We start from the raw sequence: 11,315 nt of genomic DNA, 5'->3' as shown, positions 1-11,315 counted from the left end.
GCGGCTTGTCCGTCGGCGCGGCATTGCGCGAGAGGGTCGCGGGCGGCGCGCCTAACGCAGTACGCTTTACGTGGGAGGATCAACTAAAGACGGAAGATCAACGCTTGAAAGTCCTCCATTTCTTTAAGACATACTGGCCCGACACCTTTGGCGGGGTGGAGCGGACGATACATGCCATCGCTCGAAGCACCGCCAGTCATGGCATCGAGACCGAAGTGCTCTCCTTGAGCCGTGCTCCAAACGAAAACACGCAGTATCTCGACGGGCACATGGCCCGAAAAGCCAGGCTGGATTTCGAATTGGCATCGACCGGGTTTTCGTTCGAGGTCTTCCGGAAGTTCGGAGCGCTCGCTGGGAAAGCCGACCTCATACATTACCATTTCCCATGGCCATTCATGGACATGGTGCATTTTCAATCCCGTCACGGCAAACCGACCGTCGTCACCTACCATTCCGACATCGTCAAACAAAGACTTTTGCTGCCTCTTTATCGGCCGTTCATGCTGCGCTTCCTCAGGGATGTGGACGCTATCGTCGCGACATCCCCGGACTATTTGAAATCGAGCTCCGTTCTCAGGGGCTTGGAGGGCAAATCGACGATCATCCCTATCGGTATAGATGAAACAGATTATCCCACGCCGACCGAAGCCGACAACAGATGGTGCCAAGCGGCAGTAGCGGAGCCTTTCGTGCTCTTCGTCGGCGTCTTGCGCTACTATAAGGGGCTGGACGTGCTGATTCAGGCGGCCGACAAAGTCAGGTGCAAGATCGTTATTGCCGGATCAGGGCCTATCGAAGAGCGGCTCAAGCTTCAGGCCAAGACGTTGCGTCGCAACAATGTGATATTCCTTGGCGAGGTGGCCGAGCGGCACAAAATGGCGCTCCTCCACAACTGCCTGGGGTTCGTTTTTCCGTCGAACCAAAGGTCGGAAGCCTACGGGCTTTCTCTCGTCGAGGCTGCGATGTGCGGCAAACCGATGATCTCTTGCGAGATCGGAACGGGAACAAGTTATGTGAACAAAGCCGGCGAAACCGGGTTGGTCGTACCGCCTTCCGATCCAGCACGCCTTGCCCAAGCCATCAACCAGGTCGTCGATTCGCCGGTCGAGGCAGCGAACTGGGGGCGAGCTGCTCGCGATCGCTACGTTCGCCTCTTTACAGCTGACAGGATGGGAAAAGCTTACGCCAAGCTCTATCACCAACTCGATAACCGCCGACGCTGACATACGGCTTCGCGCTGCGGCACCCGGTGAATCCCCCGCCGGTTGCTGGTTGTTGATGCAGTCAAAGCCCGTCAAGTCACCTGCTCAGGAGACGACGGATCACCTCTCGCGCCGACTTCTGCAGTACCGGCGCACGCCATCCAAACACCGAGGCAAACTTCGCGCTCGACAGGCGTGAATTGACGGGGCGGCGCGCCTTGGTAAGATAGTCCGTCGCAGCAATGTCCCGCACCCGCGCGGAGGGGCCACCGAGCCCACCGCTTGTGTCCAGGATATAGCGGGCGAAGCCGCTCCAGTTGGTTTCGTCCGTACCGGCCAGATGATAGATGCCCCACGCGGCGAAATCCTCGTTGCGGTGCAGCCGTGCTGCCGCATGCAGGATCGCGTCGGCGATATCAAGCGCGGAAGTGGGATTTCCCCATTGGTCGGCCACAACCGGTATCTCGTCGCGATCACTGGCCAACCTAAGCATGGTTTTGGCGAAATTCTTGCCAAACGGGCTGTAGACCCAGGCAGTTCGCAGGATCAGGTGGCGCGGATTAGCTGATGCCACGGCCTGTTCGCCGGCAAGTTTGGAGGCGCCGTAGACGCCAATCGGCGCGGTCGCGTCGGTTTCCAGATAGGGACCGTCCTTGGTGCCGTCGAAGACATAGTCGGTCGAAAGATGGATGACGGGAACGCCGCGCCGAGCCGCCGCCTGCGCCACCTCGCCGGCGCCGGCGGCGTTCACCGCATAGGCCAGCTCAGGCTCGTCCTCGGCCTGGTCCACCGCCGTGTAGGCGGCGGCCGACACGACGATATCGGGCTTAGCGGCGGCGATGGCGTCGATCACGGTCTCGGGCCGTGCTAGGTCGAGCTGCGGCCGGCCGATGGCGACGACCTCGACGTCTTCGCGCCCGGCCTCCAGAAGGCTTGCCGCGACCTGGCCCTCGCGTCCGGTGACAACGAGCCTCACACGGCCTCCTTGCGCGCTCCGCCCAGTCTGTCGCCGGCATAGCGCTGTTCGCGGATCGGTCCCCACCACCATTTGTTGTCCAGGTACCAGTCGACCGTCCTTGCCAGACCGCTGTCGAAATTCTCCTTCGGCGCCCAGCCGAGCTCGCGGCCGATCTTGGAGGCGTCGATGGCGTAGCGGCGATCATGGCCGGGGCGGTCGGTGACGAAAGAGATCAGGCCGCGATAGCTTTTGCCGCCGGCTCGGGGGCGCCTGGCGTCGAGCAGATCGCAGATCGTCTCGACGACACCCAGATTGGTGCGTTCCGAATTGCCGCCGACATTGTAGCTCTCACCCGGCGGCCCCTTGGTGGCGATCAGTTCCAGCGCGCGCGCATGGTCCTCGACGAACAGCCAGTCACGCACATTGGCGCCGGCGCCGTAGACCGGCAGCGGCTTCTCGTCGAGCGCGTTGAGGATGACCAGCGGGATCAGCTTTTCGGGAAAATGGTAAGGCCCGTAATTGTTCGAGCAATTGGACAGCACCACCGGCAGGCCATAGGTCTCGTGCCAGGCCCGCACCAGATGGTCGGAGGCCGCCTTGGAGGCGGAATAGGGCGAGGACGGCGCGTAAGGCGTCTCCTCGACGAACATGCCGCCATCGAAGGGCAGGTCGCCGAACACCTCGTCGGTCGAGACGTGATGGAAGCGAAATCGGCCCTTCCTGTCGCCGGATAGGCCGCGCCAGTATTCCAGCGCCGCATTGAGGATGCGGTAGGTGCCGACGATGTTGGTCTCGATGAAGGCGCCCGGCCCGTCGATCGAGCGGTCGACATGGCTCTCGGCGGCGAGGTTCATGACGATGTCGATACTGTCGCGGCGCAATATGTCGAGCACCGCCCGCTCGTCGCAGATGTCGGCATGAGCGAAGCTGTAATTGTGTGCATTCTCGATCGGCCGCAGCGAGGCCAAATTGCCCGCATAGGTCAGCTTGTCGAGATTGGTCACCCGGTAGGCCGGGTTGGCGCACAGATGCCGGCACACCGCCGAACCGATGAAGCCAGCCCCACCCGTCACCAGAAAATTCATGCCGCTATCCCCATGCATCTGGCAATGTTCATCAGGCAAACACCTCGGCGGCGGCGAGCAGCGGCGCCTTGAGGTCCTTGTCGGAAAGCTGGAAGCCGCCAGCCGGCGGCGGCCATTCTATGCCGATGGCGGGGTCGTCGAAACGGATCGAGCGGTCGTGTTCGGGCGAATAGGTGTCGGTCACCTTGTACAGTACCTCGGTATCGGGCACGAACGTCATGAAACCGTGGGCGAAGCCCTTGGGCACCAGAATCTGGTTGCCCTTCTCGGCCGAGACCTCGAGGGCAACCCATTTTCCGAATGTCGGCGAGGAGCGGCGGATATCGACCGCGACATCCAGGACACTGCCTCTGACAACGCGCAGCAGCTTGTCCTGTGCACGTGGCGGCAACTGATAGTGCAGCCCCCTGACGACACCGGCCGCTGCGGAATAGGAGTGATTGTCCTGGACGAAGGCGAGTTCGAGGCCGACCTCGGCAAAGCGTGCGGCGTTCCAGGTTTCGGTGAAGTAGCCACGGGCATCGCCGTGCCGCTTCGGAATGATTTCGAGCAGACCTTCGATGCCAAGGGGTCTCACCTCCAGCATCTAGTCCTCCGACAACTCGACCACGCGGCGGCGCAGATAGGCGGCATATTCATTTTTTCCCAGGCGGGTTGCGCGCTGCAGGACCTCCTCAGCCCTGAGCCAGCCCTGTTCGAAGGCGATTTCCTCCGGACAGGCGACCTTGATGCCTTGGCGACGTTCGATTGTACGCACGAACGAAGAAGCATCGTCCAGGCTGTCGTGAGTGCCGGTATCGAGCCAGGCGTAGCCGCGCCCCAACCTATGCACCTGCAACTGGCCACGCTCGAGATAGGCATTGTTGACCGCCGTAATTTCGAGCTCGCCACGAGCCGAGGGCCGAATCCTTGAGGCGATGTCGACAACCTCGTTGTCGTAGAAATAAAGGCCGGTGACGGCCCAGTTGGATTTCGGCTTCTGTGGTTTTTCCTCAATCGTGAGCGCGGTTCCGGTGGTCTTGTCGAAGGACACCACGCCATAGCGCTCCGGATCCTCGACATGGTAGGCGAACACCGAAGCGCCGCTTTCGCGCGATGCCGCGGTGCGGCAAAGCTTGGACAACCCGTCGCCGAAATAAATGTTGTCGCCCAGGATCATCGACACGCTGTCCGCCCCGATAAAATCACGGCCGATGATGAAGGCTTCCGCAAGCCCGTTAGGCTGCGGCTGCTCGGCATAGGACAACTCCAGCCCGAATTCTGATCCATCGCCCAGCAGCTCGCGGAAAACCGGCAGGTCCCGCGGCGTGGAAATGACCAAAATCTCTCGAATCCCCGCAAGCATCAAAACGCTCAGCGGGTAATAGATCATCGGCTTGTCGTACACCGGGAGTATTTGCTTAGAGACGGCTAACGTTAGTGGATAAAGGCGCGTTCCACTGCCTCCAGCAAGGATAATTCCTTTCAAGAAACTCTCCTTGACACACTAAAACTCCTCGGCAGCAGCGGTAGCCAAACCACACCCGAAAAAGCTGCTGCAAGGTCCGTTTATAACGCAGACTCGTTACCAAAGTACCCTTGATACCATTCGACGAACCGCCCGATGCCCTCCGTCACGGACGTACCGGGGCGATAGCCGACCGCCGCTTGCAGCGCCGAGGTGTCGGCAAAGGTGTTGGGCACGTCGCCGGCCTGCAAAGGCAACAGCTCGACCACTGCCTTGCGCCCGAGCGCGCTTTCCAGAGCCTCGACATAGGCAGTCAGCTTCACCGGGTTGTTGTTGCCGATGTTGAAGACGCGCCAGGGGGCGCTGCTTGTCGCCGGATCGGGATGGCCGGAATCCCACGCCGGGTTGCCGGCGGCCGGGCTGTCGCTGGCGCGGATAACGCCTTCGGCGATGTCGTCGACATAGGTGAAGTCGCGCGTGTGGTTGCCATTGTTGAACAGCTTGATCGGCTCGCCGGCCAGGATGTTCCTGGTGAACAGGAACAGTGCCATGTCAGGACGCCCCCAGGGGCCGTATACGGTGAAGAAGCGCAAGCCCGTGGTCGGCAGGCCGAAAAGGTGGCTGTAGCTGTGCGCCATCAGTTCGTTGGCGCGCTTGGTGGCGGCGTAGAACTGCAGCGGATGATCGGCCGGGCGATGCTCGGAAAACGGCATGTCGGTGTTCGCGCCATAAACGCTCGACGTGCTGGCATAGGTCAGGTGCGCGACGTGCGCGCTGCGGCAGGCCTCCAGCATGTTGGTATAGGCGACAATGTTGCTCTCGACATAGGCGTGCGGGTTTTCCAGGCTGTAGCGGACGCCTGCCTGGGCGGCGAGATGGATCACCCGGTCGAAGGCGTGGTCGGCAAAGCAACCGTCCACCACGCTCCGCTCAGCGAGATTGCCATGGATGAAATGGTAGCCCGCATTGGTGCCGCGGCTTGCTTCGGCCAGAAGCCGCAACCGCGCATGCTTGATCTGCGGATCATAGTAGTCGTTGATGCTGTCGATGCCGACGACCTCGTCGCCGCGTTCCAGCAGCAGCCTGGCGACGTGATAGCCTATGAAGCCGGCAGCGCCGGTGACAAGAACCTTCATCAGACGCGCCCAACCCCTGAATAGACCTCTGACGCCGCTGCAGCCCGAGCTCCCTACAGTCTCAGGCGCGCTTGAGCAGCGACCAGACGGCGGGCACCAGACACGCGGCCAAAGCAACCTTGATCAGATCACCGACAATGAACGGCACGACGCCGAACTGCCAGGATTTTTCCGGGCCGATGAGCATCGCCAGCCAGGCAAAGCCCATGGCTATCATGACGAACTCGGCGACCATCATCGCGTTGAAAAGCTTGATCGGATGGCGATCCCAGCCGCGATCGGCGGCCCAGCCGGCAATCGCCGCCATGACCACGAAGCCGGCGAGATAGCCGCCGGTCGAGCCAAGCATGTAGGCAATGCCGATGCCCTTTTCCGGCGTGCCCTGGAAAACCGGGAAGCCCATCGCGCCCTCGGCCATATAGAGCAGCAGGGTTGCGACGCCGAGACGCAGGCCGAAGGCGGCCGCGATCAGCAGGACCGCGAGCGTCTGCATCGAAATATCGACCGGCCCCAGAAGCACCTTGGTCTTGGCTGACAGCGTCAACAACAGCGTTCCGGCGATCGCCAGGAAAAGCTGCGTTGCCAGCCGCGCCGCTCCCTCCTGCGGCAGAGCCAGAGAAACAAGCGGACGCATCGTCGTTGCAGTTGCCATGGTTTTCCCCAATCCGATTTGCCGCCATCCTATGATCGCGGTCTTGCGTTTTCCTATATTGGCTTGCGTGCTATGCGGCAATCAGTTTTGCCGTTCCCGCAACAGGCATCGACACCGTCATGGCCCTCGAATTCGATACCAGCTTCAATCCCTGCTACGGCCAGGGCGTCAGCGTCGCGCCCGACGTGCAGCGCATCACGGCCCGGAATCCCAGTCCCTTCACCTTTCACGGCACCAACAGCTACGTCGTGGGACGCGATACGCTTGCGGTGATCGATCCGGGGCCGGATGAGGAAGTCCACCTTCGCACCTTGCTCGACGTCATCGCCGGCAGGCCGGTCAGCCACATCTTCGTCAGCCACACGCATCGCGACCATTCCCCGCTGGCGGCCCGGCTGAAGCAACACACCCGAGCCCAGGTGCTGGCTGAGGGGCCGCACCGGCCGGCAAGGCCATTGCACACTGGCGAGATCAATACGCTCGATGCCAGCGCCGACACCGCATTCGTTCCCGATGTCGCGCTGCCGGACGGCGGGCTGGTCGCCGGCGACGGCTGGGCGATCCGCACGGTCCTGACCCCCGGCCATACCGCCAATCACGCAGCATTCGCACTGGAGGGTACCGGCATCCTGTTTTCGGCCGACCATGTCATGGCGTGGGCGACCTCCATCGTCGCGCCGCCGGACGGGGCGATGGCAGACTACATGGCCTCGCTGGACCGGCTGATCGAACGCGGCGACCGCCTCCTGCTACCCGGCCACGGCGGGCCGGTGACGGCACCGCGAGGCTTCATGCGTGGGTTGAAGACCCATCGCAAAATGCGCGAGCGGGCCATATTGGAGCGGATCCGCGTCGGCGACCGCACGATCGCAGACATGGTCAAGGCGATCTACAGGGATACCGACCCGCGGCTGCATGGCGCCGCCGGATTGTCGGTGCTTGCCCATCTGGAGGATCTGGTGGCCCGCGGTCTGGTAGCGACAGATGCCGCGCCGGCCATAGATGGCGTTTTCACGCCGCCCGCATAGGTTCCAGCAGCTAGCTAGGCTATTCGGCCGGAGCCGCGCCGACCTGGCCGGCGACTTCCTGGTCCAATTCCGCCAGGAAGTCGGTGATGCGCGCAGCGTTGTCGCCGAGGTCGTGGCGGCCGTAGCGCGAAGCCGACCGCATGTCGACTATGACCGTATCCCCGTCGTCCGTGATGCGGATCGCCACGTCGGCGGGAAGACCCAGCACGAAGCTCCTGGCGACGGCGGTAATCGTCACTTCGCTCTGCCCGGCGAGTTCGGGATAGGGTCCGGTAAGATCCCAATCGCGGCGGTCGAGCACAGTTTCAACGGCAGTGACGACGGTCTCGAACGGCAGGTCGTAGCTGCGCGCGGTGACAAGCGGGTAGCTGTCGGTCTGCAACCGCTGCTCGCCAGGCGTCGGCGGCGAGAGCACATTCATGTCCTTCGTGCGACCGGTGACGTCGAGTGCCGGCGGCTCGTCAAAATCGGTCGAAATATCCCTGAGCGGCGGAAAGATTGTCGCCCAATAGGCGGCGATGCCATAGGGGGTCAGCACCAACACTGCCAGCAGAACGCCGGCGGTGATGTCGCGGCCGCCGTAGTCACCAAAATTCCACACCCTCGAGAAGGCAAATCCGGCGAACAGCAGCGCCAGTGCCGCCAACAGCGCGACAATAGCCAGCACCCACAGGAACACCGGTGTTTCAACGAGGTTGAAATAGTGGCCGACGAACACGATCAGCAAAAGCACCGCCGAAAAAGCAGCCGTGCGCCGCGACCATCCGGCAGCCTTCGACGTTCGCCGTTCGGAAATGCTGACCATGTTTCTCTGCGTTATCCCAAGCCGAACGAAGACTTAGCGCATGGCCACCAAAATCGGAATCGATTTCGAAAAGGATCATGCGCCAGTTGGAAATGCCATAGTGCCCGTTGTGCCGGAAAGGTGCGCGGCGCTGCGCTCTCCTTTACGACGGCACCAGACCGAGACACGCAATATCGCGTCAATCCGTCGGCAACCGGTAGTCCCTGAATTGCTGGCGCAAGGTGGTCTTCTGGATCTTGCCGGTGGCGGTGTGCGGAATTTCGCCGACGAAAGCGACGTCGTCGGGCATCCACCATTTGGCCACCTTACCGTCGAGAAAACCAAGGATATCGGTTTTGGTCGGTTCCTTGCCCGGCTTGCGGACAACCACCAGCAAAGGCCGCTCGCCCCATTTCGAATGAGGGACGCCAATGGCGGCTGCCTCGGCGACATCGGGATGGCCGACGGCCAGATTCTCCAGGTCGATGGTCGAAATCCATTCGCCGCCGGACTTGATGACGTCCTTGGCGCGATCGGTGATCTGCATATAGCCGCCAGCGTCGATGTGCGCGACATCTCCGGTATCGAACCAGCCGTCGTCGTCGAACTGCTCCGAGCCGGCGCCGCCATAATACGCACTGGCCACCGCCGGGCCGCGCACCTTCAGCCGCCCGAATGTCTTGCCGTCCCAAGGCAGAGCGTTGCCGTCGTCGTCCGTCACCTTCATCTCGACGCCGAAGGGCGGGTAACCCTGCTTGCCCTGGACATCGAGCCGGGCATCGCCCTGAAGGCTTTCATAGTCCGGCTTCAGCGTACACAGTGTGCCGAGCGGCGACATTTCGGTCATGCCCCAGGCGTGGATGACCTGGACATCGTAATTGTCCTGGAACTTCTTGGTGATGATCCGCGGGCATGACGAGCCGCCGATGACGACCTTGTTCAGGTAGGGAAGCTTCCTGCCGGTCTCCTCCAGATATTGCAGCAGCATCATCCACACCGTCGGCACGGCTGCACTGAAGGTCACTTTCTCGGTGTCGAGCAATTCGTAGATCGAGGCGCCGTCCATCTTGCAGCCGGGCATGACCAGCTTAGCGCCGACCATCGGCGCGCTCTGGCCGAGGCCCCAGGCATTGGCGTGGAACATCGGAACCACCGGCAGGATCGTGTCGCGCGAAGACAGGCCCATCGCGTCGGGCATGGCGGCGATCATGGCGTGTAGCACGTTCGAGCGATGACTGTAGACGACGCCCTTTGGATCGCCCGTGGTTCCCGACGTATAGCACATGCCGGCGGCAGTGCCTTCGTCGAAGCTCTTCCAGGCGAAATCGCCGTCGGCCTCGTCGAGCCATTCTTCATAGGCAACGACGTTGGGCAGCGTGGTCTGCGGCAGATGCGCCCTGTCGGTCAGCACGATCACCTGTTTCAGGGACTTGACCGCGCCGGCGATCTTCTCGAGCAAAGGGAGGAAAGTCAGGTCGACAAAGACCGCCTTGTCTTCGGCATGGTTCATGATCCAGACGATCTGCTCGGGAAACAGCCGCGGATTGAGCGTGTGATAGATCGCGCCGATGCCCATGATGCCGTACCAGGCCTCGATGTGGCGCGCCGTGTTCCAGGCCAGTGTCGCAATGCGGTCGCCCAGGCGATAGCCGTCACGCTCCAGGCGCTGCGAGACCTTCAGGGCGCGACGATGGATGGCGGCGTAGGTGCTACGTACGATCGGTCCTTCGATCGAGCGCGATACGATCTCCCGCCCGCCATGCTGCCGCTCCGCGTTGTCGATAAGCTTATGGCAAAGAAGCGGCCATTCCTGCATCAGCCCCAGCATTCGTTTCCTCCCTTACGCTTCTCGCTTTTGTTCCCATTGTGAAGCGAACCGGTGGATTGTCCAGCCACCGCCGGGTGGCGAAGGAAATCCGGATGCCGGTCGCAGGGAAGCGATCGCATCGCGTATTTCTTGGAGTCCGAATGCCTGGTGCTCATGCAATAGGACCGGCGGCTTGAAACCCATTATATCAGAGGAGACTAAATTACTCGACCGAGAGGACAATCCGCCACAATCCGGCCATCGTCGGCATTAAGTTTCGTTAATGGGCAAAGGGGTGCGATTGGCGACTGAAAGAGGTTCGCATGGACACGCAGCTCGACGATAAGGCACTGGAAAGTACGCTTGCCGAAAGCCTGGGCGATCTGGTGCCGGACACAAAGACTGTTTCCGAAGACGAATTTGTTGAAGTTGTCGGCGGTGCGCTCGAAGCGGTTGGCGGCACGCTGCTGTTCAAGATGTGCGTTCAGAGCGAAGGAGAAGGCGAACACGTCGCCGCGGCATCGGTAGGCGACGGCGGCAATCGTCAATTCCTGCTGCTCACCCTGCCGACCGGCGGCGGTCACTTGAAAGTCGAGACCGCGTCCAGGAGCAGTAATCCGGTGGCCGGTATCGCTGCCGCCTATGCCGGCCTGATGGACGCATTCAGAACCGCGGCCTGAGCCTCGCCGGACAAGGTCATCGCTAAAAAATACCGTCGGCAGCGCCCACGGCTGGAGATCGATTGCGGATTGCCGGCGACCGTCGGCCTTGCGCAAACAACCTCGTCGACACACTTAAAGCTGAGACGAGGAGAAACAGCATGGACAAGATCGCCAACCCGGCACCCGGCTTCCGGCGCAATCCCGATAAGGTCATCACCGTCGAACCGTATAAGGGCACCGTCACCGTGCGTGCAGGCGACACGGTTATCGCCTCATCGACGAACGCCAAGGTGCTTACGGAAGCGCCCTACCCGGCCGCCTTCTACATCCCGTTCGCAGACATCGATTTCAGCAAGCTGAGCGGCACGCAATCCTCCACCCATTGTCCCTACAAGGGCGACGCAAGCTACTGGAGCGTGCTGCCTGCCGGCGAGGCAGGCAAGGATGCGATGTGGGCCTATGAGCAGCCTTTCGACGAAATGGCTGAAATTCGCAACCACGGGGCGTTCTACGCAAGCAAGGTCAGCATCGAAGCCAAGCCAGGCTGAACGGAC

General features: G+C 61.8%; 12 protein-coding genes. 4 read left to right on the top strand and 8 right to left on the bottom strand.

Going from position 1 to position 11,315, the window contains the following annotated elements; translation table 11 throughout:
• Positions 1 to 104: 104 nt before the first annotated feature.
• On the top strand, positions 105 to 1,223 hold the full coding sequence (locus LB551_RS14445) for a glycosyltransferase (protein ID WP_224659719.1): 1,119 nt from the start codon (positions 105 to 107) through the stop codon (positions 1,221 to 1,223).
• A 76-nt stretch (positions 1,224 to 1,299) separates the two neighbouring features.
• On the opposite strand, the gene rfbD is transcribed toward LB551_RS14445, so the two are convergent.
• The 6 genes from rfbD to LB551_RS14415 all read right to left on the bottom strand — a co-directional run bounded on the left by rfbD (position 1,300) and on the right by LB551_RS14415 (position 6,480).
• A complete protein-coding gene (gene rfbD / locus LB551_RS14440; protein WP_224659597.1) occupies positions 1,300 to 2,178 on the bottom strand; it encodes a dTDP-4-dehydrorhamnose reductase in 879 nt (292 codons plus the stop codon).
• Positions 2,175 to 3,245 (bottom strand): dTDP-glucose 4,6-dehydratase, encoded by a 1,071-nt coding sequence (gene rfbB / locus LB551_RS14435; protein ID WP_224659596.1) that lies wholly within the window; start codon positions 3,243 to 3,245, stop codon positions 2,175 to 2,177. Before rfbB ends, rfbD begins: the two co-directional genes overlap by 4 nt.
• A gap of 31 nt (positions 3,246 to 3,276) precedes the next feature.
• On the bottom strand, positions 3,277 to 3,831 hold the full coding sequence (gene rfbC, locus LB551_RS14430) for a dTDP-4-dehydrorhamnose 3,5-epimerase (RefSeq protein WP_224659595.1): 555 nt from the start codon (positions 3,829 to 3,831) through the stop codon (positions 3,277 to 3,279).
• Positions 3,832 to 4,713 (bottom strand): glucose-1-phosphate thymidylyltransferase RfbA, encoded by an 882-nt coding sequence (gene rfbA / locus LB551_RS14425; protein WP_140638700.1) that lies wholly within the window; start codon positions 4,711 to 4,713, stop codon positions 3,832 to 3,834.
• An 80-nt stretch (positions 4,714 to 4,793) separates the two neighbouring features.
• Positions 4,794 to 5,828 (bottom strand): NAD-dependent epimerase, encoded by a 1,035-nt coding sequence (locus tag LB551_RS14420; protein ID WP_224659594.1) that lies wholly within the window; start codon positions 5,826 to 5,828, stop codon positions 4,794 to 4,796.
• A 61-nt stretch (positions 5,829 to 5,889) separates the two neighbouring features.
• A complete protein-coding gene (locus tag LB551_RS14415; protein WP_224659593.1) occupies positions 5,890 to 6,480 on the bottom strand; it encodes a biotin transporter BioY in 591 nt (196 codons plus the stop codon).
• A gap of 119 nt (positions 6,481 to 6,599) precedes the next feature.
• On the opposite strand from LB551_RS14415, the gene LB551_RS14410 reads away from it, so the two are divergent.
• On the top strand, positions 6,600 to 7,508 hold the full coding sequence (locus LB551_RS14410; protein WP_224659592.1) for an MBL fold metallo-hydrolase: 909 nt from the start codon (positions 6,600 to 6,602) through the stop codon (positions 7,506 to 7,508).
• Between the two features lie 19 nt (positions 7,509 to 7,527).
• Here LB551_RS14410 and LB551_RS14405 read toward each other — a convergent pair whose 3' ends face one another.
• Together LB551_RS14405 and LB551_RS14400 are read right to left on the bottom strand one after the other, a co-directional pair.
• Complete coding sequence (locus LB551_RS14405) at positions 7,528 to 8,313, bottom strand: DUF1499 domain-containing protein (protein ID WP_224659591.1); 786 nt, start codon at positions 8,311 to 8,313, stop codon at positions 7,528 to 7,530.
• A gap of 178 nt (positions 8,314 to 8,491) precedes the next feature.
• Positions 8,492 to 10,120, bottom strand: coding sequence for a fatty-acid--CoA ligase (locus LB551_RS14400; protein ID WP_224659590.1), 1,629 nt, complete (start codon positions 10,118 to 10,120; stop codon positions 8,492 to 8,494).
• 302 nt (positions 10,121 to 10,422) lie between these two features.
• Here LB551_RS14400 and LB551_RS14395 point away from each other — a divergent pair, with 302 nt between their 5' ends.
• Both LB551_RS14395 and LB551_RS14390 read left to right on the top strand, forming a co-directional pair.
• On the top strand, positions 10,423 to 10,779 hold the full coding sequence (locus tag LB551_RS14395) for a hypothetical protein (RefSeq protein ID WP_140551013.1): 357 nt from the start codon (positions 10,423 to 10,425) through the stop codon (positions 10,777 to 10,779).
• Between the two features lie 140 nt (positions 10,780 to 10,919).
• The gene (locus LB551_RS14390) at positions 10,920 to 11,309 is read left to right on the top strand and encodes a DUF427 domain-containing protein (RefSeq protein ID WP_140551014.1); all 390 of its coding nucleotides are present in this window, start codon (positions 10,920 to 10,922) and stop codon (positions 11,307 to 11,309) included.
• Positions 11,310 to 11,315: the final 6 nt, after the last annotated feature.

Source organism: Mesorhizobium sp. BR1-1-2 (assembly GCF_020165435.1).
GTDB lineage: Bacteria > Pseudomonadota > Alphaproteobacteria > Rhizobiales > Rhizobiaceae > Mesorhizobium.
The sequence above is the reverse complement of the archived record's forward strand: the minus strand, read 5'-3'. Positions and strand labels throughout refer to the sequence as shown.